We start from the raw sequence: 22461 nt of genomic DNA, 5'->3' as shown, positions 1-22461 counted from the left end.
GAGGGGGAAAGCGCCATTGACTTTGTGAGCGGCATCGAAAAGACAGGGAAAAACCGCTTGTAGGAGACGGCCCTTGGCTGACAGTGTTGACGTCGCGATCATCGGCGCCGGAGCCGCCGGCATGATGTGCGCGATTGCCGCCGGACGGCGCGGACGCTCCGTGCTGGTGCTCGACCACGCCAAGGCGCCGGGCGAGAAGATCCGCATTTCAGGCGGCGGGCGCTGCAATTTCACCAATATCCATGCCGGGCCGAAGAACTATATCTCCGCCAATCCGCATTTCGCCAAATCCGCCTTGGCCCGCTACACGCCGCAGGATTTCATCGCCATGGTCGATCGCCACAAGATCGCCTGGCACGAAAAGACCCTGGGGCAGCTATTCTGTGACAACAGCGCCCGCGACATCATCCAGATGCTGCTCTCCGAAATGCAGGCGGTGGGGGCGGTGCTGAGGCTCTCCACCGAGATCTCGGCGGTCGAGAAGGCCGAGGACGGTTTTCGGGTGGTCACGGGCGAGGGCGTGATCCGTGCCCGCGCGCTGGTGGTGGCCTGCGGCGGCAAGTCGATCCCAAAGATGGGGGCGACCGGCTTTGCCTATCGCATCGCCGAGCAATTCGGCCTGGGGATTGTCGAGACCCGACCGGGCCTCGTGCCGCTGACGCTCGACCCCGCGCTGCTGGAGGCGACGTCTGCTCTGTCCGGCCTCTCGGCGGAGGCGGAGATCGGCCATGGAAAGACACGGTTTCGCGAAGCCATGCTCTTTACCCATCGCGGCCTGAGCGGGCCGTCGATCCTGCAGATCTCCTCCTATTGGCGGGAGGGCGACGAGATTGCGCTCTGCCTGGAACCGGACACCGATATGCTGGCCGCGCTGAAGGCGGCACGCGCCGACAATGGCCGTCAGACGCTGGCCACGGCGCTCTCGACCGCGCTGCCGAAGCGGCTGGCGCAGTTTTTTGCCGAGCGCTCCGGCTTGACGGGACCGATCGCCGACCTCTCTGACCGCAAGCTCGGCGCCGTGGCCGACGCAATCCAAAAATGGTCAGTCAAGCCGGCGGGATCAGAAGGCTATCGCACGGCCGAGGTGACGCTTGGCGGCGTGGATACGGCAGCGCTTGATTCGAAATCCATGGAGGCAAAAGCGGTGCCCGGCCTCTATTTCATCGGCGAATGCGTCGATGTGACGGGCTGGCTGGGCGGTTATAACTTCCAATGGGCCTGGGCATCGGGCCACGCGGCGGGCATTTGCGCCTGAAACAGAGCCACATTGCCGCATTCTCGCCTTTAGCACTTGTTAATACGCCTGCTTCATGCTGACATGACAGTTCGATGACTTTGCGCGGTTCACCGTCAGGGGAACTCACCGGGTCTTCGAGGACCCGCTTGAGCTTGAAGGACCGTTCATATGGAAAGATCAAAGCGCCGCGCCCGTGCCATCGCCATCGCGAAGACGGAAGATACCAATCGCCTGCAGATCCGGCTTCTGACGCTCGCTTCGGCCGTCTGCGTCGCCGCCGTGTTTGCTGTCGCAGCGCTCCAACTCATCTGATACCGGCGCATCAGGGCAGATCCGCCTGTCTCAGGCGGCCTGCCCCTGTTGATGCGAGGCGAGCGCCTGCGCACCACATTGCGTGTGCGGCGCGATCACGCGGCACGCGGATGCCGCGACCTCCTGGGATCCCGACTGGGATGCGCCGTAGGTGCAAACGTCTTTGGCCGCCGGTTTCGCTTGCGCCGATGCCAAAACGTCAACCTTGCGCCATGTGGCGCCAAACTGCGCTACGGCCTTTTTGACCCGTTGCAGCGGGCTCTCCCGGAAGCTCTCATAAAATGCCTCCTCTGCCTTCCGGTCGATCGGTCGGCTGCGCGGCGTGGTGTTGCGATCGAGTGCGGCGACTGCGAGATAATAGAGATCAAGCATGATGCATCCTTTCGTGCTGGGGATGCTCTCTATCTATAACTCCAAATCTGCTCTATGAACGCTCGGGTTTGCAGCCTGTGTTTCAAAAATGAAAAACCCATCCTGGGAATCCTACCAATTGTTTCTCGATGTCGCCCGCAGCGGCGGGCTGACCGGTGCTGCCGCGGCAACGGGCCTCAGCCCCGCGACGCTGGGCCGCCGCATGGTGGAACTGGAACGGCAGACGGGCCGCGAACTCTTCCTGCGCAGCCAGGCGGGATACCAGCTGACCGCGGATGGTCATCGACTGCTGGAGCAACTGGCGGAGATGGAAGGGGCGGCGCGCCGCGTCGAGGCCTGGCGCGGCAATGCCGTGGCCTCGGCCCTGGTGCGGCTGGCGCTGGGCACCTGGAACGCCTGGCTGATCGCCGAGAATTTCCCTGCCATCTGCGGCCCGCGCGACGATTTCCGCATCGACATGTTCATTGCCGAGCAGCGCGCAAGCCTCGCCCATCGCGAGAGCGATATCGGCATTCGCGCCTTCGAGCCGGAGGAGCTGAATCTGGCAGCCGTGGCGACCGGTGATGTCGCCTATGCCGCTTACCGCGCTCGCAATCCCGATCCCGCCGGGTCCGAGCGCTGGCTGGCGGTCGATACCGAAAACGCCATCTCGGCCTATCTGCGCTGGCCGCACCAGAACAAGGCCGAGCTGATCGTTGCGACCGTCAACCGGCCGCGCTCGCTGAGGGACTTGGCGCTGGCCGGCGCCGGCATCGCCGTCATGCCCTGCTTCGTCGGCGACCTGGAGCCGCGGCTGGAGCGGGTGGGCGAGACGATCCCCGAGCTCAAGCATCGCCAGTGGATCGTGATGAACAATGACGACCGCCACCGTCGCGAAATCCGCACCGTGGTCGACCGTATGGTCAAGCTGTTCGAGGCCCACCGGGAGCTATTCGAGGGACGACGGCCGAAACAGGGGTGAGGGCGGTGTGGCGATATCAGGCGCATTTGGCCCGATGCGATAGCAGCGATAGGCCGCCGCCAGCCCCGCGATGGTGATGATGCCGCCCATGATATTGATGCCGAGCGGCGTCACGGCCGGGTTGACCATGGCAAGATCGATGGCCGCGTGAAAGATGGCGACCGGGATGAGCGAGCCGCGCGACAGGACGAGGAACAGCGTCAGCAGAACCGACCCCGTGGCGAGGCTGACGACCCAGCCGGCAAGGCCTGACAGCCCGAGCGCGGTATAGGTCGGGGTGGAAACCAGCAGCGGCAGATGCCACACCGCCCATGGCAGCGTCATCAGCAGCGAGCAGGCCAGCGCGTTGAACCGTCGGTTCAGGATCGGGATCGCCAATCCGCGCCAGCCGATCTCCTCGCCGAAGCCATAGAAGACGACGCTCGCCGCCACCCATGCCGCGGGAGACAGATAGGGATATTCGTGGGATTGCAGCGCCTGCTCCAGAGGTGGCCGCGTGCCCATGGCAAGCCATTGCCCGAGCAGTCCGACGACGCCGATCGCCAGCGGCAGAAGGATCGCCGCCATGAGGGCGGTCATCAGCACCGAGCCAATCGACAGCCGGGCCGCCAGCATCCGTGTCGTGACCGGCGAGAACGGCAGGCGGCTGACCATGAGGGCGGCCAAAGCGGGGCCAAGGCTGCCGAGGAGATGCAGGAAGGAAGGGGCCTCGGGCAGATAGCCGAGCTTGGCCAGCGCCAGCGGCGCCCAGAACACCCAGCTGATGGCCAGCGCGAGGAGATAGAACAGAATGAGGGTGAGGACGGGGCGTTGATGAGGCATGGCGCGCGATCAGGGTATGAACGCTGATGCTAGCACGGGCGGAGATGGATGTCGCCGGTGGATGATGTTGGCGGGTGCGTAGTTCAATGCTACGTGGAGCCCCTTTCCAGGGCGTAACGTGAAGCGAGACCGAACCTCCACTTGTATAACGGGAGGTTCGGCATACCGCTCTAGCCAGTTCTCAAGCGCCGAATACACAGAACCCCGTCATTCCGACGAAGGCCGGAATCCAGCCACGGCGCGTCTGCGCCGTGAAAAGAGTCTTTCGCAATCAAGGACTTGATTGCGCTGGATGCCGGCTCGGCGGCCGGCATGACGGTTGATCTTGGACTCGTGCCGCCAACCACGGAGGCCTCCGACTGGTCCTGCGCAAAAGCCCAAAGGCCCGGCCAGGGTGGCCGGGCGCAGAGGTGGCGGTGGATCTGGTGCCCGCTCACGCGGCGGCGTTGGTGGCCTTGGTGACGATGACCGGGATCATCAGGTCGCCCCAGTTGCCGTCGCCGCCGTGATGGCGGGCGGAGCGGACGAGTTCGACCGAAACGCCGGCCTCGACGGCCTTCATGATGGAATGGTTCAGCCGGTGCAGGTCGTTGGCCAGCATGCGGATCGTGGCCTGCTGGTCCGTGTTCATCGCGGATGCCTGCTCTTCGGCGCGTTCTTTGACTCGGGTCTGTGGGGTCATGGGTATTTCTCCTCTTTGTCGGGGGTTTTTGAAGGGTATGCGTAGTCTGGGGCACTCCCCAGATTGGGGAGAGATTGTTCGAAAGCTCTCTTCCGGAATTACGCTGCCATCCAGCAAACCGGTGGCGGTGAAACTCCTTCTTCTCCCCAGCGGGGAGAAGTGCCGAGCGGATGCGAGGCGATGAGGGGGTCGCACACGCCACGCATTGGGGCTTCGCCACCCCCTCATCTCAGGCGCAACTTGTTGCGCTGAGGCCTTCGGCCACCTTCTCCCCGATGGGGAGAAGAGGGAGCCAATCGGCCTCGCTTCATCACTCCGCCGCGGGGCGGAACTGTTCGTGCTCGGTCGATTCATGCATGGCGGTGGTCGAGGACTGGCCGCCGGTGATGGCCATCGACACGGCATCGAAATAGCCGGTGCCGACTTCGCGCTGGTGCTTGGTGGCGGTGTAGCCGTTGATCTCGGCGGCGAATTCCGCCTCCTGCAGTTCCGAATAGGCCGCCATCTGCCGGTCCTTGTAGCCGCGGGCCAGTTCGAACATGCCGAAGTTCAACTGATGGAAGCCGGCCAGCGTGATGAACTGGAACTTGTAGCCCATGGCACCCAGTTCGCGCTGGAACTTGGCGATGGTCGCATCATCAAGGTTCTTCTTCCAGTTGAACGACGGCGAGCAGTTGTAAGCGAGCAGCTTGCCGGGATGGACCTTGTGCACGCCCTCAGCGAACCGGCGGGCCTGATCGAGATCCGGCTTGCCCGTCTCGCACCAGATCATGTCGCAATGCGGCGCATAGGCGATGGCGCGGGCGATGCAGGGTTCCAGCCCGTTCTTGACATTGTAGAAGCCCTCGACCGTGCGGCCGGCGTCATAATCGACGAAGGGACGGTCGCGCTCGTCGATATCAGAGGTCAAGAGCTTGGCGGCCTCGGCATCGGTGCGGGCGATGACCAGCGTCGGCGTGCCCATGACATCGGCGGCCAGACGCGCGGCATTGAGGTTGCGGATATGGGCGGCCGTCGGGATCAGAACCTTGCCGCCGAGATGGCCGCACTTCTTTTCCGAGGCCAGCTGGTCTTCGTAGTGAACGCCCGCAGCGCCGGCTTCGATGAAGGCCTTCATGATCTCGAAGGCATTCAACGGTCCGCCGAAACCGGCTTCCGCGTCGGCAACGATCGGCGCGAACCAGGTGTCGACCGACAGGCCCTTGCCCTCGGAATTTTCGATCTGGTCGGCCCGCTGCAGGGTGCGGTTGATGCGGCGCGCCAGCTCCGGTGCGGCATTGGCCGGATAGAGCGACTGGTCGGGATACATGGACGAGGCGGTGTTGCTGTCGGCGGCAACCTGCCAGCCCGAGAGATAGATCGCCTTCAGCCCGGCGCGAACCTGCTGCATGGCCTGGTTGCCGGTCATGGCGCCCAGTGCGTTGACGAAATCTTCCTCGTGGATCAGCTTCCACAACCGGTTCGCACCCATCTCGGCCAGCGAATACTTGATCTCGATGCTGCCGCGCAGGCGCTGGACGTCCTCGGCCGTATAGGGGCGCTCGATGCCGTCGAAACGGCCCTTCGGTGCGCCGGGGACGAGATTGTAAAAATCAGTCATAGAAATGCTCCCTATTGTCTGCGCTTGCCGAGCGAGGCCTTCTCTCCGCCGTCGCTTGACGATCTGTGATGTCATGTAATTTACATCGCATCGCAAAAACGTCCATGGAATTCGCGATATTCCTGATTTCAAAAGGGTTAGGATGTCTTGTGTTTGACAAGGCGCTCATGTAAAATTGTCAAAACTGTAAATATCCTGATTTACCTGTTTCGAAGCTGCTGCTGTAAAAAGGTGTCAAATGGCGGAACACAAGATCTTTGCCGGGCCGCGCGTCCGCCGCATCCGCAACGGGCTAGGGCTGACGCAGACGGCGATGGCGGAGGGGCTCGGCATTTCGCCCTCCTATCTCAACCTGATCGAGCGCAACCAGCGGCCGCTGACCGTGCAACTGCTGCTGAAACTCGCGGCGGTCTACAAGGTGGATCTCGACGAGTTGCAGGGCGAGGCGGGTGGCGTCGTCAGCCAGCTGCGCGAGGTCTTCGCCGATCCGCTGCTGCAGGGCGAACTGCCCGGCGATCAGGAACTGATCGAGGTGGCGGAAGCAGCCCCCAATGCGGCAAGCGGCATCGTCAAGCTCTACCGCGCCTATCGCGAGCAGGCCGCGCGCCTGTCGGATCTCGCCGATCTCCTGGCGCGGGAGGGGCATGAGACATCCCTGTCATCGGCGCGGCTGCCGAGCGACGAGGTGCGCGAGACGCTGGAGCGCCGGGCGAATTTCTTCTCGCTGATCGAGGACGCGGCCGAACAGTTCCATGCCGGGCTTGGACTTGCGGCGGGCGACGATCTCGCCACGGCGCTGAAAGGCTGGCTGCGCACCAAGCACGGGATCGTGGTGCGCACGCTGCCGATCCACACCATGCCGACCCTGCGCCGCCGCTACGACCGCCATTCCATGCGGCTGTTTCTGTCCGAGCGGCTGTCGGCCTTCGACCAGTTGCGCGAGCTGGCGATGGAGGTGAGCCTGCTGGCGCTCGGCGAAGAGATCGCCGCCGAACTGGACGCGCTTGGCTTCTCGACTGGCGAGGCCAAGCGTCTCGGCCGGTTCGAACTGGCACGCTATGCCGCCCATGCCTTGATCATGCCCTATGGCGCCTTTCTCGCCGCGGCCCAGCGGGCGCGCTATGACATCGACATGCTGCGCTCGCGCTTTGCCGTCTCCTTCGAGCAGGCGGCCAACCGGCTGACCATGCTGCAGCGGCCGGGCGCCCAGGGCATCCCCTTCTTCATGCTGGAGGTTGACAATGCCGGCCACGGCTTCCGCAAGGCCGGCGCCCAAGGGTTCCCCCAGGCGAAATTCGGCGGCGGCTGTCCCAAGCTCAGCCTGCATGCGGCCTTCGCTCAGCCGGGCCAGGTGCTGGCGGAAGCGGTGGAAATGCCTGACGGGACCACCTTCCTCACCATCGCCCGCACGCTGGAAGGGCCGCAGGCGGGCTTTGGCGAGCGGGTGCGGCGCACCGCGCTGCTCGTCGGTTGCGACATCGCTTTTGCCGGCGACATCGTTTACGGCGCGACCGCGATCGGCAGCGGCCAGCCGCCGCTCCCCATAGGTGCCGCCTGCCGTTTGTGCGAGCGCCAGGGCTGTCTCGCCCGCGCCGAGCCGCCCGTCACGCGGCCGCTCGGACTGGACGAAATGGTGACGGGATTGAGCGCTTTCGACTTTCAGTGAGGCGCGACAACGCAACTGCACAATGGATGGCAAGCGCCGCCATATTTCGCTTGTCGCTTGCCGATTTCCTTTCTAGTCTGTGAAAAAACAAAGGGAATAGGTTTGGAGGGGCGATCAACGCCCCCTGACTGGAACAGGAGAAAATCATGAAAGCCGATCTGATTCGCCTGGCCTCCGTGGCCGCCCTGGCGCTCGGTTTCGCGGGCGCCGCAAGCGCGCAGGAGCGGACCGTCAACGTCTATAACTGGTCGGATTACATTGACGAATCCGTGCTGGCCGACTTCACCAAGGAGACCGGCATCAAGGTCGTCTACGACGTCTTCGATTCCAACGAGATCCTGGAAACCAAGCTTTTGGCCGGTGGTTCCGGCTATGACGTCGTCGTGCCGACGGGTCCGTTCCTGGCCCGCCAGATCCAGGCCGGCGTCTTCCAGAAGCTCGACAAGTCCAAGCTGCCGAACCTCGCCAATATGTGGCCGGATGTCATGACGCGGCTGGCGAAATACGATCCCGGCAATGAATATGCCGTGAACTATATGTGGGGCACGACGGGCATCGGCTACAATGTCGCCAAGGTGAAGGCGGCCCTCGGTGACGACGTGAAGGTCGAGAGCTGGGACTTCATCTTCAAGCCCGAAAATGCGGAGAAGCTGAAAGCCTGCGGCATCAACATCCTGGATGCCTCCGACGAGACCTTCGCGATTGCCATGAACTATATCGGCAAGGATCCCGACAGCAAGGCGACCGCCGATCTGGAAGCGGGCGGCGAGGTCTATTCCAAGATCCGGCCGTCGGTGAAGACCTTCAACTCCTCGGCCTATATCGACGATCTCGCCAATGGCGATATCTGCGTGGCGGTCGGCTGGTCGGGCGACATCCTGCAGGCCAAGGCCCGTGCGGAAGAGGCCAAGAACGGCGTCGAGGTCAATTACGTGATCCCGAAGGAAGGCACCTATATGTGGTTCGACAACCTGGCGATCCCCGCGGATGCCAAGAATGTTGCCGAGGCGCATGAATTCATCAACTTCCTAATGAAGCCCGAGGTCATCGCCAAGGCATCCAACTATGTTCAATATGCCAATGGCAACCTGGCTTCGCAGAAGCTGATAGACGAGTCCGTGTTCAAGAACCCCGCCGTCTATCCGACCGAGGAGACGATGAAGAAGCTCTTCACCATCTCGCCCTATGGCCCCAAGGAGCAGCGCGTGCTGAACCGGGTCTGGACGCAGATCAAGACGGGCAGCTGATACCGTCATTCAATTCCGGGCGGGCTTGACCCGCCCGGTTTCGTTTTGGGGCGTTTCATTCTTTTTTCCAGGGATATGGGTGGGCAATGGCGAAGTCACTGGGACCGGTAAAGCGCAAATTTTCTCCCTGGACCGATCCGGCCGCCGTGCCCTTCATCCGCTTCGAGAATGTCACCAAGCGGTTCGGCGACTTCGTGGCGGTCTCCAACCTGACGCTCGACATCTACGAGCGCGAATTTTTCTCGCTGCTCGGCCCATCGGGCTGCGGCAAGACCACGCTGATGCGCATGCTGGCTGGCTTCGAGGATCCGACCGAAGGCCGCATCCTGCTGCAGGGCAAGGATATCTCCGGCGTGCCGCCCTACAAGCGGCCGACCAATATGATGTTCCAGTCCTACGCGCTGTTTCCGCATATGAGCGTGGAAAAGAACATCGCCTTCGGCCTGGAGCAGGACAAGCTGCCCAAGGGCGAGATCGATGCGCGGGTGCAGGAAATGCTGAAGCTGGTGAAGCTGGAGCAATTCGCCAAGCGCAAGCCCAACCAGCTCTCGGGCGGCCAGCGCCAGCGCGTGGCGCTTGCCCGGTCGCTCGCCAAGAAGCCGAAGGTGCTGCTGCTGGACGAACCGCTTGGTGCGCTTGACCGCAAGCTGCGCGAGGAAACCCAGTTCGAGCTGATGGACATCCAGACCAAGCTCGGCCTGACCTTCCTGATTGTCACCCACGACCAGGAAGAGGCGATGACGGTGTCGGACCGCATCGCCGTCATGGACAAGGGCGTGATCGTGCAGGTGGCGACGCCCGCCGAAATCTACGAGGCACCGAACTCGCGCTATGTGGCCGACTTCATCGGCGACATCAACATCGTCGAAGGCCAGTTCGAGGGCGAAGTGGCCGGCGGCCACCAGGGGATTGCGCTGGTTTCCTGCGATGGCTTCAAGGTCGCGGTCGACCAGGATTGCCAGGTGCCCGCGGGCAGCAATGTTGCCTTTGCCATCAGGCCGGAAAAGGTGCGCATTTCCACCGAGCCGCCCGCCGATACCAGCGCCAACGCACTGCATGGCGAGGTCTGGGATATCGGCTATCTCGGCGATTTCTCGGTCTTCATCGTCAAGCTGGATGATGGCCGCATGTTCCGCGCCGCGCAGGCCAATATCTCCCGCCTCGTCGACCGGCCGATCACCTTTGGCGATATGGTCTGGCTGAGCTGGCCCACCGATGCCGGATTGGTTCTCACACGCTGAAGGGAGCGCGCCATGGTACACGTGACAACGTCATCCGCGCCGGCACCTGCGGTGGTCCCTCCGGCAGACACCGGCGGGTTTGCCAAGTGGCTGATCGTCGGGGTGCCCTTCCTGTGGCTGTTCCTGTTCTTCCTCGCGCCGTTCTTCATCATCTTCAAGATCTCGCTGTCGGACACGGCGATCGCCATGCCGCCCTATACGCCCATCTTCGATGGCTTCGGTGCGATCTGTGAGTTCTTTTCCGAGCTTGATTTCGAAAACTACATCTTCCTGACGGAAGACGCGCTCTATACCAATGCCTATCTGTCATCGCTGCGCATTGCGGTCATCTCGACCTTCCTGCTGCTTCTGATCGGCTATCCCATGGCGCTGGCCATGGCGCGGGCACCGAGCTCGATCCGCCCGACGCTGATGATGCTGGTGATCCTGCCGTTCTGGACCTCGTTCCTGATCCGCGTCTATGCCTGGATCGGCATCCTCAAGCCCGAGGGCCTGCTGACGCTGGTGCTGCAGGGCATCGGGCTCTATGGGCCTGACGAGCAGGTGCAGATCTTCCGCACCGAGATCGCGGTCTTCATCGGCATCGTCTATTCCTATCTGCCCTTCATGGTTCTGCCGCTCTATTCGGCGCTGGAAAAGCTCGATGGCACCCTTCTGGAAGCGGCAAGCGACCTGGGTTGCCCGCCCTGGAAGGCCTTCTGGCGCATCACCTTCCCGCTGTCGCTGCCCGGCGTTATCGCCGGATCGATGATCTGCTTCATCCCGATCACGGGCGAATTCGTCATCCCCGACCTTCTGGGCGGTGCCGAGACGCTGATGATCGGCAAGACACTGTGGACCGAATTCTTCTCCAACCGTGACTGGCCGCTGGCTTCGGCCGTCGCCGTGATCCTGCTGCTGCTGCTGGTGGTGCCGATTGCCATCTACCAGAACCAGCAGCAGAAGGTGTGAGGGCGAGCCATGAAGAGCAGCAAGTTCGATCCCGTCATCCTCACGCTCGGTTTTGCCTTTCTCTATATCCCGATCGTCATCCTCGTCATCTATTCGTTCAACGAGTCCAAGCTCGTCACCGTCTGGGGCGGCTTCTCGCTGAAATGGTATCGCGAGATGTGGTCCAACGAGGGCTTGATGTCGGCCGCCTGGGTCACCATCCGGGTCGCGCTGTTGAGCGCCACCATCGGCACGGCGCTCGGCATGCTGGCGGCGCTGACGCTGGTGCGGTTCGGCCGTTTTCCGGGGCGCCTGCTGTTTTCCGGCATGATCTATGCACCGCTCGTCATGCCCGAGGTGATCACCGGCCTGTCGCTGCTGCTCTTGTTCGTGGCCATCGGCCTCGACCGCGACATGATGACGGTGACCATTGCCCATACCACCTTCACCATGTGCTATGCGGCAATCGTCATCCAGTCGCGCCTGTTGACCTTCGACCGCAGCCTGGAAGAGGCAGCGCAGGATCTCGGTTGCCCGCCGGTTCGCACCTTCTTCAAGATCACCCTGCCGCTGATCCTGCCGGCGGTGCTGTCCGGCTGGGTGCTGGCCTTCACCCTGTCGCTCGACGATCTCGTGATCGCGAGCTTCACCACGGGGCCGGGCGCCACGACGCTGCCGATCAAGATCTACAGCCAGGTCAGACTTGGGGTGACGCCGGAAATCAATGCCGTCTGCAGCATCCTGATCGGCATCGTCACCTTTGGCGTCATCGTCGCGTCGATCACCACGAAGCGCCGGGAATTGCAGCGCCTGCGCGACGAACACGCGGCGATCCGGGGTTAGCCAACGCTTGCAAAGGCGGTTGGCCAGCGAAATTGGGGTCTTTGTCGGCACCACTCCCTCGCGATGCACCCTGTTCTTGCGGGGGCGGGCGCCATTCTGTGACTTACCGATCGCAGAGGCTATTTGAACATGTCCGGTGTGTAGGTGCCGTCGCTTTCGATATCTTTGGCGCGAAGTTGCAGCCAGTAAAGATATTGGTGGATCGATGTCGTTTGCTCGTCGCCGTTGCCGGAAAAGAAGCTGTATTTCTCCGCTTCGCCGCTCTGTATCAGATCAGTGATATAGCTGATCCTTCCGGGGATCTGATCGTCCGACAGCTCAGTAACGTTTGTTAGCGTCCAGCTATTGGCTTGGCTGATCTCATCTAGCTCAGGTCGTTGTGCCCTTTCCGCTGCAAGTTCTGCGGCAACATTCGAGACGTAGGCTGCACGTCTGGCGAGCTCAGCTTTGACTTCTGGAGTCATAGGCTGGCCAGCAGAAGCGGGTAAGGTCTTTCCCTCCCTGTCAGAGAGCTTAACACCCGAATAGTATTGCATGAGACTTGCAGCTGTAACGGTGGAGCTCACGATTTTCCCTTATGGCGCTCATTGGTGAACTGGTGTGTCCAGGGGTGGCAGAGAGGCCTTGCGCGAAGCATGCTCAGGCAAAACATGGGCTTGATATTTGGGTGCCATCGGCGAGCGTGAAAAGCTCGATACTGTCGTATTCGATCACATCTTTTCCGGCGGTGCCAGGATCGAGGATAGGATCGGATCAGGCCAGGAGCCGCCGATGAAGAAGCGCAGCGGTTGGCTGTCTGAACCTGTCGCGGTGGCGTCGACCGGCGAGAGCTGGCCAAGCAGGGCCAGGCTGTTGCTGGCATAGGGGATGACGCCCGACAAGCTCAGCCGCTGGCTGTCGGTGATGAGTTCCGCCTGTTCGATCTCGGCGGTGCCATTGGCAAACTTGGCCAGGATTTCCAGCGTCTTGAAATCGATCTCGCCGTCGCCGGCATCGCTCAGGCGGAAATAGGCCCGCTCGCCCGCGAGGTTGCGGATCCCGGACAGGTCGATATCCGACAGGCTGCCTTCACTGGTGCGCAGCTGGAAGCTGCCGCCGATATCGCCCAGCCGCGTTGCCCAGAGCGGCTTTGGGCTGTGCATCAACAATTCGATCGATCCGCGGCTGTCCGGTAGCGGGCCAGTCAGTTGCAGGCGCTTGGCGATGCTCTGCAGATCGGCATCCTTGGCCGAAATGCGCAAGTTTCCGCCCTCCTCGAATCCGGCGCCGGAACCATCGAGATGGCCGGTCAGTCGGCCGCCTTCGAAACGGCTGTCGGCAATATCGAAACTCGCCTTGCCATTGCGGTTCAGGACGCTCGCCGCGACGTCCTCCAGCACGAAGGGCTGCAGGGCCGCCTGGCGCGCCGATAGCGTCAGGTCGAAATCGAAATCATCCAGCAGTCCATGTCCCTTGTCGCCTAAACCTTCACCTGACGCCGGCAGGTGCAGGGAAAACGCCCCCAGCAAGGCCCCGATATCCATGCGGTCGAATGCCAGCGTGCCGCCGATGCGCGGCTTGCCGCCTTTGGTTCGCGACAGTTCGAGGATTCCGCTGCCGGAGATGTCATTGAGGGCGAATTTTAGATCGCCGAACCGCAGGCTGTCACCGATGGTGGTCAACTGCGCCTGCAGCGAGCCCTGCTTGAGCAGGTCCATCTCCGGCAGCTGGGCGCCGGTCCAGCCGATCAGGGCCGGGATATCGGATACGTCGATCTGCAAGGCGCCGGAGAGGAAATAGCCATCCGCCAGATTGGCGAGGCCCTCGAAGGTCGCGCTGGCGACATCCGCCGTTATGGTTGCGCGCGTGCTGGCGCTGCGTCCGCCCAACAGCAGCAGCGGCTGCCGGGTGGAGAGGTCGATGCTGACGGCATGGCCGGCCATCTCGGCCCGCACGACGCCTTTCAACTCCTCGGACAGGCGCGGCCAGCTGATCTCGGCGGAGAGGCCGGACAGGCGAAGGCGTCGGCCATTGGCATCGGCGATTTCGACCGTGCCGTCTTGGACGGTGATCTTGCCGACGCGCGCATCGAGCTCGGCATTGAGCGACTGCCGGTCGCCATCCCCAGTGTCCACGCCGCGCACGGCCGCACTCAGCAGCCCCTGGTTCGACCAGTCGAGACGGCCGTCCGCGCCGCGGGTGATGAACACTTCCGGCTTGAGGAAGGAGAAATCGCGAAATACCGGCTGCCCAAGAACCGCATCATAGAGCCCGAAACGCGCGGAGAGCCGCTCGATCCGCCCGATGACCTGCGGCGCGCCCTCGATCTTGCGGGATATCGAGACCTGCGAAAGCGTGACGCGCGGCTCCGGCCAGAAGGTGATTTCCGGCACCCCGGCGATGCTGACCGCATGGCCGGTCCAGCGCGCAACCGCGCTTTCCATGGAATTGCGCACCAGGCTGCTGGAAATCAGAAACGGCGCGATGGAAACGAGTACCAGATAGAGGAAGACCAGCGCCAGCGTGACAAAGCCGAGCTTGCGCGCCAGAGGCAGCGATCGGCTGCGTCTGGAGCGGTCTGGCTGAGGCGATGTGGTCTTGAGCTTGTCTGTCATGAACTGTTTCGGCCTTGAGTGCCGGCATCTCCCGCCAGTGTCGCTGCCCTGCCCGATATAGGATTTATCGTCGCCTTGCAAATCCGGGCCTCTCGGCGGTTCGCCCGGCTTTATATTGCGATGCAACCTGATATACAGGCGGGATGTTTTTGGAGGACAACATGGATCAGCAGACGCCCCTCTGGACCCCGCGCGAGGACTTCAGCCGGCAGACCCCACTTTACCAGTTCATGCAGTGGTGTTCGCCGCGCGCGGGCAGGACGTTTGCGGACTACGATGCCTTCCACGCCTGGTCGGTGGAGGATCGCGGCGCATTCTGGTCGGCGGTCTGGGATTATTGCGGGATCAAGGGTGACAAGGGCGAGACTTTGCTGGCTCATGGCGATGTCATGCTGGAGGCGCGCTTCTTCCCCGATGCGCGGCTGAATTTCGCGGAGAACCTTCTGGCCCGCACCGGCGCTGACGATGCGATGGTGTTCCGCGGCGAGGACAAGGCGTCGGACCGCTGGTCCTGGGATCGGCTGCACCAGGCGGTGTCCCGGCTGCAGCAGGCCATGCGAGCCGCTGGTATTGGTGAGGGCGACCGGGTGGCGGCGATGATGCCCAACATGCCGGAGACGGTCGCCTTCATGCTGGCCGCCACCTCGATCGGGGCCATCTGGTCGTCCTGCTCCCCCGATTTCGGCGAGCAGGGCGTGCTGGACCGTTTCGGCCAGATCGAACCCAAGCTGTTCATCTGCTGCGACGCTTATTGGTATAATGGCAAGAAGCAGGATGTCGCCGACAAGGTGCGCGCCGTTGCCGCCAAGCTCGGCGTGCCCTCTGTGATCGTGCCCTATGCCGGCGATGCCGAGGCGCTGGCCGCAAGCCTGACCGCGGGCCAGACCCTGGACGCCTTCATGGCGCCCTTCGAGGCAAAGCCGGTCGAATTCGTGCGGCTGCCCTTCTCCCATCCGCTCTATATCCTGTTTTCATCCGGCACCACGGGCGTGCCCAAATGCATCGTGCATTCGGCCGGCGGCACGCTGATCCAGCATCTGAAGGAGCACCGCTTCCATTGCGGCCTGCAACAGGGCGAGCGCCTGTTCTATTTCACCACCTGCGGCTGGATGATGTGGAACTGGCTCGTCACCGGCCTGGCCTCCGGCGCCACGCTCTGCCTCTATGACGGGTCGCCTTTCCATCCCGATGGCAATATCCTGTTCGACTACGCCGCCGAGGAGAAGTTCGCCATCTTCGGCACGTCGGCCAAGTTCATCGATGCGGTGCGCAAGGGCGGGCTGACGCCGAAGACGACGCATGACCTCTCGAGCCTGCGATTGATCACCTCGACGGGATCGCCGCTGTCGCCGGAAGGGTTCGCCTTCGTCTATGAGGGCATCAAAAGCGACGTGCATCTGGCCTCGATCTCCGGTGGCACGGATATCGTCTCCTGCTTCGTGCTCGGCATTCCCTTGAAGCCCGTCTGGCGCGGCGAGATCCAGGGTCCGGGCCTGGGCTTGGCCATGGATGTCTGGGATGACGACGGCAAGCCGATCCGGGGAGAGAAGGGCGAACTGGTCTGCACCAAGGCCTTCCCCTCCATGCCGGTGATGTTCTGGAACGATCCCGAGGGCAAGAAATACCACGCCGCCTATTTCGAGCGCTTCGACAATGTCTGGTGCCACGGGGATTTCGCCGAATGGACCGTGCATGACGGCATCATCATCCATGGACGTTCGGATGCCACGCTGAACCCCGGCGGCGTGCGGATCGGCACGGCCGAGATCTACAACCAGGTCGAGCAGATGGAAGAGGTGGCCGAGGCGCTCTGCATCGGGCAGGATTGGGACGACGACGTGCGCGTGATCCTGTTCGTGCGCCTGGCGGCGGGCGTGGAACTGACCGAGGACCTGGTCAAGGCGATCAAGACCCGGATCCGCATCGGGGCCTCGCCACGCCACGTGCCGGCCAAGGTCATCCAGGTGGCGGACATTCCCCGCACCAAGTCCGGCAAGATCGTCGAGCTGGCGGTGCGTGACGTGGTGCATGGCCGGCCGGTCAAGAACAAGGAGGCGCTGGCCAATCCGGAAGCGCTCGATCTGTTCGCCGATCTCGAGGCGCTGAAGAGCTGATTGTTGGGCAATCGCCGCGTTTTCGGGCAGCGGCGCAACCCATGCTAACCTTTTGTTAAAGCTTTGTTTGCTAGAGCTTTACCAACTTGGGGGCCGCGATGATCGCCTCCAGGACCCCTCTGGGGTCCCACGGACATGAAACAGTCCGGTTCCAGCTCCGGTTGAGCAGCATTCCTTTTAAAGGCGGCTTCGGGCCGCCTTTTCTTTTGCCTGCGAAATTAGTGACGGGCGTCCAGCGAGCGCGACACCAGCACGACAGGGATCAACCCGGCGACGATGATGATCACCGCCGCGACCGAGGCATCCTGCACCTGCGAGCGCGAGGCGTCTTCGTAAACCAGGGTTGCCAGCGTGTTGTAGTTGAAGGGTCGCAGCAGGATGGTCGCCGACAATTCCTTCAGCGTCTCGATGAACACCAGCAGCGCCGCGGTCATGACCGCCGGCCGCATGTTGGGCAACAGCACGCCCGTCAGCGTTTGGAAGCGCGTGCGGCCAAGGGTGCGCGCGGCCATGTCGAGATGCGGCGACAGCTTATGGAAACCGGCATCGACAGTGCCCTCCGCCATGGTGAGGAACCGCACCGTCGCCGCATAGGCAATGGCAAACCCGGTGCCGGACAATAGCAGGCCGGTCGAGACGCCGAAATGGCTGCGCAGGAAGCCATCAAGCGCATTGTCGAAGGCGGCAAGCGGGATCAACACGCCGATGCCAAGCACGGTGCCGGGAATGCCATAGCCCAGCGAGGCGATGCGGCTGGCAACGCTCGTTGCCCTGGACCGGTCGCTGCGGGCCGCATAGGCCAGTACGAAGGCGAACAGCACGCAGGCCACGGCCGCCGCAGTGGAAATCGTGATGGAATGGTAAAGCGCCTTGATCAGCCGCGGCTCCAGAAACTGGTCCAGCCGCCGCAGCGCGAAGGTGGCGAGCACGGTGAAGGGCACGACAAAACCGATCAGCACGGGCAGCGTGCAGAACGCCGTGGCAGCCCAGGCCCTGAGCCCGGTGAGCGGCCGCCGCAACTGATCATGCACCATGGCCGTGGTCTTCTGGGCCGAGAAGCGCTGCTTTTTCCGGGCCTGCCGCTCCACGAACATCAGCCCTGATATGAAGACCAGCATGACGCAGGCGATCTGCGCGGCACCGGCCAGGCTGCCGCGATTGAGCCAGGTGTCATAGACCGAGAAGGTCAGCGTCTGCACGCCGAGATATTCCACCGCGCCGATATCGTTCAGGGTCTCCATCATGACCAGCGTCAGGCCGACCATGATCGCGGGCCGGGCCATGGGCATCTGCACCTTGAGGAAGACGCGGCTGGGGCTGGCACCCAGCGTGCGCGCCACATCGGCAGCGCCGCGACCCTGCATCAGGAAGACCGAGCGGCTGGCGAGATAGACATAAGGGTAGAGCACTGCGCCCATGACCAGCACGGCCCCGCCAAGCGAGCGGATATCGGGGAACCAATAGTCACGCGAGGTGTGGAAACCGAAGACGGCGCGGATCAAGCTCTGCACTGGCCCGGTGAAATCGAAGAATTCGCCGAAGGCATAGGCCGCGAGATACGAGGGGATGGCAAGCGGCAGCACCAGCGCCGGTGACAGCAGACGCCGCAGCGGAAAATCGAAGGTGGCCACCAGCCAGGCAGTGAGCACGCCGAACAGGGCGGTGACGCTGCAGGTCAGCGCCAGCAGCGAGAGCGTTCGCCCGGTGGCGCGGGGCATGACATTGAACAGCATGTGACGCCAGTTCTCGGCATCGCCGGAGAAGGCGATGACGACGATGGCGATGATCGGAATGGCCACGATCGCCGAGACGATGCAGGCCGCAAGCGTCAGGCGTCCGACCGCGCGATTCCGCGTCCTGGCATGCGATGAAGCAATCACCGGTGTCGTCAATGCCCAATATCTCCGTCGTCCCGTGACGGTGCCGCCCCGGCTGGAGGCTGCACCGTCAAGCGCTGTAGCCGAAAGCGCGGGCGAAGGAAACGGTCAACGCCGCCGCAGGCCGGATCTCGCCCGACCAACCGCATCTGCAAATTCCCCAGAAGCTGCTGATCTCCTGCACAAAAACTGCAATCGGCTCAGCCATGGTGCCACCATGATGAACGAGACACCAATTCCCCTCACGCCAAAAGTGCCACTGCCGCAGCGCCTTCTCAGTGATGGCTGGTGGCTGGCCGATCCGCCGGGCGCATCAAGCCCACCTTCGCTGCATGCGGCTTCGGCATCTGGCCGAAACGACTTCCGACATCAACAAGGAAATGAGAATGGACATTGTGCAGAACGCTTCGGCAGGCAAGGCCATGCGGATCCGGCAAAGGCCGGTCCTGCTGCTCGGCCTGATCGTCACCGCCGACTATCTGTTGTTTCGCCATGAGAATGGGATCAACCTTTTCCTGATGATCCTCGGCCTTTGCGGGGTGCTGGTGTGTCAGGCGACCATGAGGCGCAGTGGGCGCCTGACCCTGGTCATGGCAGCAGCGACGGTTGTTGCGGCTCTGCCGCTGGTGGAGGCCCATACGGTCAGGGCGTTCATCGTGGCGGCGATCGGCCTGGTGTTGACGGCGCTTGCCGCCGCGCGCCTGATGCCGGCAAGCACTGCTGCGCTGCCTGGCCATGTCGGGCGTTACCTCGGCGCGATACCGATGCGGATTGTCTCCGCCTGCGGCCGGCTGATGCTGCCGCGCGATCCGCTCGTGACGGGTGGGAACCTGACGCGGACCATCAAGCTGTGGCTGATGCCCGTGGGCATGACGATCATCTTCCTCCTGCTGTTTGCCAGTGCCAATCCGGTGATCGAAAGGGTGCTGGCCTCGATCGACCTAGCCTTCCTGCTCTCCCTGCTGGACCTGGAGCGGATGACCTTCTGGATCCTGATGGCGGGCCTGATCTGGCTGCTGCTGAAGCCGCGTCTCAGCCGCCGCGGCAAGCGTGCACCGATGGTGGCGGTGTCGGATCGCAGGCTGGTCAGCGACGCCTCGCTCATTCGCGCATTGCTTATGTTCAACGGCATCTTTGCGCTGCAGACGGTGCTCGATGCCACCTATCTCTGGGGTGGCGTGGCACTGCCTGATGGCATGCCCTATGCCGAATACGCCCATCGCGGCGCCTATCCGCTGCTGGCAACCGCGCTGCTGTCGGCTCTGTTCGTGCTAGTGGCGATGCACCGGGAAAGGACGGGGGACCAGGCCGCGCTCATCCGCGTGATGGTCTATGTCTGGCTTGGCCAGAACATGCTGCTCTGCATTTCCTCGATCCTGCGGCTCGACCTCTATGTGGAAGCCTATTCGCTGACGGAACTGCGGATTGCCGCCGGCATCTGGATGCTGATGGTGGCGGTGGGGCTTGGCCTCATCATGCTCAGGATACTCTGGCGCAAACCAAACCAGTGGCTGGTGACGGCCAATCTCGCGCTGCTGCTGGGCGTGTTTTACGTCACTGCCCCGGTCGATTTCGCCGCTGTCATCGCCCGGTTCAATATCGAAAACAGCCGGGAACTCGGCGGAACGGGCGCCTCGCTCGATATCCATTATCTCGGCTCGCTGGGGCCGACGGTCATACCCGCCATCGATCATTACCTCGAACATCCGCGTGTGATGCAGACCGGTCCGGACAGTCAGGCGACATTGGATCTGCGCCGCGCCCGCGATCTGCTGGCGTACGAATTCGAGGAACGCAGCCACGCATGGCAGTCCTGGACCTGGCGGGCGCAGCGGCTTGCCGACTATCTGGCAGCGCATCCGGCTGTTGAAAAATAGGCAGGCCTCGCGCAAAACAGGGGCTCAGGCACCGCAGCCGCGAGCGGCGGTTGCCGGGATCGCAGGAAGGGGTTAGCGCATGCAGCGGATTCTCGTGGTCGATGACGAACCGCATATCCGCGATGTCATCTGCTTTGCGCTGGAGCGGGCCGGCATGCGGCCCCTGATTGCCCGCAATGGCGGGGAGGCGCTGACCGGCTTTCGACAGGCGCGGCCGGACCTGATCATCCTCGATATCGGCATGCCCGAACCCGATGGGCTGGAGGTCTGCCGCCAGATCCGCCGCAGCTCGGCGGTGCCGATCCTGTTTCTTTCGGCGCGGGACGAAGAGATCGACCGCATCCTCGGCCTGGAGATTGGCGGTGACGACTACGTCACCAAACCCTTCAGCCCAAGGGAACTGGTGGCAAGGGTCAAGGCCATCCTCAAGCGCACTGGTGGTCGGGGCATTGAGGCCCACGTGGAGGCGACGATCACCGCCGGCCGTCTCTGCCTCGACCGGGATAGCCGCACTGTGACGACCGCGGACAGGCCGGTCGCGGTGACGGCACTCGAGTTTGGCATACTCGAGGTCCTGCTGTCGCGTCCGTCCACCGTCTTCACCCGCGAGCAGTTGATGGAGGCGGCCTATGGCAGCGGCACCTATGTCGCGGATCGCACCATCGACAGCCATGTCCGCAATATCAGGGCCAAGTTCCTGGCAGCCGGCGATGATGCCGTGATCGCCACCGTGCATGGCGTGGGCTTCCGCTTCGGCGGCGACAGCAGGGAGAAGGCGCCATGACGACACCGCAGGTGCGCCCCAAATGGCGCCCGCCGCTTGCCCTGATCGTCTATGCCATCCTGATCACCGTCATGGCGCTGCCCTTCCTCATCGTCCTCTGGTTCCGCGTGCTGGAACTGGAGGCGGGCCGGCTGGCCCCGGCGGAGGCGGGCGCGCTGCTCGCCGCGCTGGCGGTGACGCTGGTCATGGGCTATGTCCTGACGCGCACCATCACCGCCCCGATCAATGCCCTGATTGCCCGCACCGAGGACATAGCCCGACGCGGCCGCTCGGCGATCAAGCCGCCGGACAGCCACGGCACGCGCGAGATCGCCGTGCTGTCGCAGGGTTTTATGGATCTCGCCGGCCAGTTGGTGGACCGCACGGACTATATCCGCACCTTCGCAACTCATGTATCTCATGAGCTCAAGTCGCCGCTGACGGCCATTCGCGGGGCAGCGGAACTGCTGCGCGATGACGGCCCGGATCTGCCCATGACGCCGGAGCAGCGCCGGCACTTCCTTGACAACATCATCGCCGATGCCGATCGGCTGGGACGGCTGCTGAACCGGCTGCGGGACCTGGCCCAGGCCGAAGCGCCGATCGCTGAGGGTGAGACCCGCATGACGGAGATCCTGCCGCATCTTGCGGCCCGCAGTCCCGCCCTGGATATCCAGATTGTCGGTGACGGCGACGCAGTGCTGGCACTGCCGCTCGAAACCGCCTGCATCATCCTCAGCAACCTGGCACAGAATGCTGTCGAGCATGGGGCAAGCACTGTCGTCGTCGATGTTGCCACCTCCCGCCGCTGCGCCATTATCCGGGTTTGCGACAATGGCAGGGGCATTACCCCTGGGGACAGGGCCCGCATCTTCCAGCCATTCTTCACCACCCGCCGCCAGGAAGGTGGCACCGGGCTTGGCCTCGACATCGTCCGCGCCATGCTCAGCGCCCATCAGGGAACGATTGCGCTAGAGGACGGTGAGGCGCCCGGCGCCTGCTTCCGCATCACCCTGCCGCCGGCGCGGTAGGTGTCCTAAAACCAGTTGCAATTTTTGGGATACAAGAAGACGACCGTTGCGAGGCCGTGTACCCCCCTCTGTCCTGCCGGACATCTCCCCCTCAAGGGGGGAGATCGACTCTTGGCTTATGCCTTGCCAGGAGCTATCGGCGCATGGTCTTTTTGCAGGGGAGCGGGCGATGTCGCCTGGTTGATCTCCCCCCTTGAGGGACCGTTGCATAAAGCCGAGTTTTTGGGATTTTGGTTTTTGCAGACGGCGGTTCTGTGGCCCGGCTGTTGTTTTGCCGGGCATTTGGGGTGTT

20 protein-coding genes are annotated in these 22461 nt (G+C 63.2%); 13 read left to right on the top strand and 7 right to left on the bottom strand.

The genetic code is table 11. The annotated features are described in order from the left end of the window. The first annotated feature begins 73 nt into the window (after window positions 1-73). Together B9A97_RS11945 and B9A97_RS29780 are read left to right on the top strand one after the other, a co-directional pair. Complete coding sequence (locus tag B9A97_RS11945) at window positions 74-1255, top strand: BaiN/RdsA family NAD(P)/FAD-dependent oxidoreductase (RefSeq protein ID WP_280164081.1); 1182 nt, start codon at window positions 74-76, stop codon at window positions 1253-1255. A gap of 150 nt (window positions 1256-1405) precedes the next feature. Continuing rightward, the gene (locus B9A97_RS29780) at window positions 1406-1549 is read left to right on the top strand and encodes a hypothetical protein (RefSeq protein WP_179145276.1); all 144 of its coding nucleotides are present in this window, start codon (window positions 1406-1408) and stop codon (window positions 1547-1549) included. A 30-nt stretch (window positions 1550-1579) separates the two neighbouring features. Here B9A97_RS29780 and B9A97_RS11940 read toward each other — a convergent pair whose 3' ends face one another. Next, a complete protein-coding gene (locus B9A97_RS11940; protein ID WP_084365571.1) occupies window positions 1580-1921 on the bottom strand; it encodes a hypothetical protein in 342 nt (113 codons plus the stop codon). A gap of 88 nt (window positions 1922-2009) precedes the next feature. On the opposite strand from B9A97_RS11940, the gene B9A97_RS11935 reads away from it, so the two are divergent. Further along, window positions 2010-2882 (top strand): LysR family transcriptional regulator, encoded by an 873-nt coding sequence (locus B9A97_RS11935; RefSeq protein ID WP_084365570.1) that lies wholly within the window; start codon window positions 2010-2012, stop codon window positions 2880-2882. On the opposite strand, the gene B9A97_RS11930 is transcribed toward B9A97_RS11935, so the two are convergent. The 3 genes from B9A97_RS11930 to aceA form a co-directional block, all read right to left on the bottom strand. After that, window positions 2850-3704, bottom strand: a complete 855-nt coding sequence (locus B9A97_RS11930; protein ID WP_084365569.1) for a CPBP family intramembrane glutamic endopeptidase — start codon at window positions 3702-3704, stop codon at window positions 2850-2852. The two genes, B9A97_RS11935 and B9A97_RS11930, sit on opposite strands and share 33 nt — an antisense overlap. 433 nt (window positions 3705-4137) lie before the next feature. After that, window positions 4138-4386: an SMc00767 family acetate metabolism repressor gene (locus tag B9A97_RS11925; protein ID WP_084365568.1), complete on the bottom strand. Its 249-nt coding sequence runs from the start codon at window positions 4384-4386 to the stop codon at window positions 4138-4140. Between the two features lie 310 nt (window positions 4387-4696). Then, window positions 4697-5986 (bottom strand): isocitrate lyase, encoded by a 1290-nt coding sequence (gene aceA, locus B9A97_RS11920; RefSeq protein ID WP_084365567.1) that lies wholly within the window; start codon window positions 5984-5986, stop codon window positions 4697-4699. Window positions 5987-6224: 238 nt separating this feature from the next. Here aceA and B9A97_RS11915 point away from each other — a divergent pair, with 238 nt between their 5' ends. The 5 genes from B9A97_RS11915 (at window position 6225) to B9A97_RS11895 (ending at window position 11913) form a co-directional block, all read left to right on the top strand. After that, window positions 6225-7652, top strand: coding sequence for a helix-turn-helix domain-containing protein (locus tag B9A97_RS11915; RefSeq protein WP_084365566.1), 1428 nt, complete (start codon window positions 6225-6227; stop codon window positions 7650-7652). Between the two features lie 146 nt (window positions 7653-7798). Further along, window positions 7799-8899 carry a polyamine ABC transporter substrate-binding protein gene (locus B9A97_RS11910; RefSeq protein ID WP_084365565.1) on the top strand — a complete coding sequence of 367 codons (1101 nt, stop codon included), beginning with the start codon at window positions 7799-7801 and terminating at the stop codon, window positions 8897-8899. A gap of 86 nt (window positions 8900-8985) precedes the next feature. Beyond that, complete coding sequence (locus B9A97_RS11905) at window positions 8986-10140, top strand: ABC transporter ATP-binding protein (protein ID WP_084365564.1); 1155 nt, start codon at window positions 8986-8988, stop codon at window positions 10138-10140. Between the two features lie 12 nt (window positions 10141-10152). Next, window positions 10153-11091: an ABC transporter permease subunit gene (locus tag B9A97_RS11900; protein WP_084365563.1), complete on the top strand. Its 939-nt coding sequence runs from the start codon at window positions 10153-10155 to the stop codon at window positions 11089-11091. A gap of 9 nt (window positions 11092-11100) precedes the next feature. After that, a complete protein-coding gene (locus B9A97_RS11895) occupies window positions 11101-11913 on the top strand; it encodes an ABC transporter permease (RefSeq protein WP_084365562.1) in 813 nt (270 codons plus the stop codon). A gap of 119 nt (window positions 11914-12032) precedes the next feature. Here the strand turns inward: B9A97_RS11895 and B9A97_RS11890 are convergent, their stop codons facing one another. Together B9A97_RS11890 and B9A97_RS11885 are read right to left on the bottom strand one after the other, a co-directional pair. Then, window positions 12033-12479 carry a hypothetical protein gene (locus B9A97_RS11890; protein ID WP_143530426.1) on the bottom strand — a complete coding sequence of 149 codons (447 nt, stop codon included), beginning with the start codon at window positions 12477-12479 and terminating at the stop codon, window positions 12033-12035. A gap of 144 nt (window positions 12480-12623) precedes the next feature. Further along, entirely contained in the window at window positions 12624-14507 is a 1884-nt protein-coding gene (locus B9A97_RS11885) for an AsmA family protein (RefSeq protein WP_084365560.1), read from the bottom strand. A 161-nt stretch (window positions 14508-14668) separates the two neighbouring features. Here B9A97_RS11885 and B9A97_RS11880 point away from each other — a divergent pair, with 161 nt between their 5' ends. Beyond that, on the top strand, window positions 14669-16621 hold the full coding sequence (locus B9A97_RS11880; protein WP_084365769.1) for an acetoacetate--CoA ligase: 1953 nt from the start codon (window positions 14669-14671) through the stop codon (window positions 16619-16621). A gap of 218 nt (window positions 16622-16839) precedes the next feature. Here the strand turns inward: B9A97_RS11880 and B9A97_RS11875 are convergent, their stop codons facing one another. Next, the gene (locus B9A97_RS11875; protein WP_084365559.1) at window positions 16840-18513 is read right to left on the bottom strand and encodes an ABC transporter permease; all 1674 of its coding nucleotides are present in this window, start codon (window positions 18511-18513) and stop codon (window positions 16840-16842) included. A 371-nt stretch (window positions 18514-18884) separates the two neighbouring features. Between B9A97_RS11875 and B9A97_RS11870 the strand changes: the two genes are divergently transcribed. From B9A97_RS11870 to B9A97_RS30010, 4 genes are all read left to right on the top strand, one after another. Beyond that, a complete protein-coding gene (locus B9A97_RS11870) occupies window positions 18885-20375 on the top strand; it encodes a DUF4153 domain-containing protein (protein ID WP_179145275.1) in 1491 nt (496 codons plus the stop codon). A 79-nt stretch (window positions 20376-20454) separates the two neighbouring features. Further along, window positions 20455-21159, top strand: coding sequence for a response regulator transcription factor (locus B9A97_RS11865; RefSeq protein ID WP_084365557.1), 705 nt, complete (start codon window positions 20455-20457; stop codon window positions 21157-21159). Next, the gene (locus tag B9A97_RS11860) at window positions 21156-22169 is read left to right on the top strand and encodes a sensor histidine kinase (protein ID WP_084365556.1); all 1014 of its coding nucleotides are present in this window, start codon (window positions 21156-21158) and stop codon (window positions 22167-22169) included. The genes B9A97_RS11865 and B9A97_RS11860 overlap by 4 nt, the downstream gene beginning before the upstream one ends. A 111-nt stretch (window positions 22170-22280) precedes the next feature. Beyond that, on the top strand, window positions 22281-22461 hold a 181-nt coding region (locus B9A97_RS30010; RefSeq protein ID WP_210189698.1), incomplete at its 3' end, for a hypothetical protein.

This window comes from Rhizobium sp. RU36D, from assembly GCF_900176345.1.
Classification (GTDB): Bacteria; Pseudomonadota; Alphaproteobacteria; order Rhizobiales; family Rhizobiaceae; genus Allorhizobium.
The sequence above is the reverse complement of the archived record's forward strand: the minus strand, read 5'-3'. Positions and strand labels throughout refer to the sequence as shown.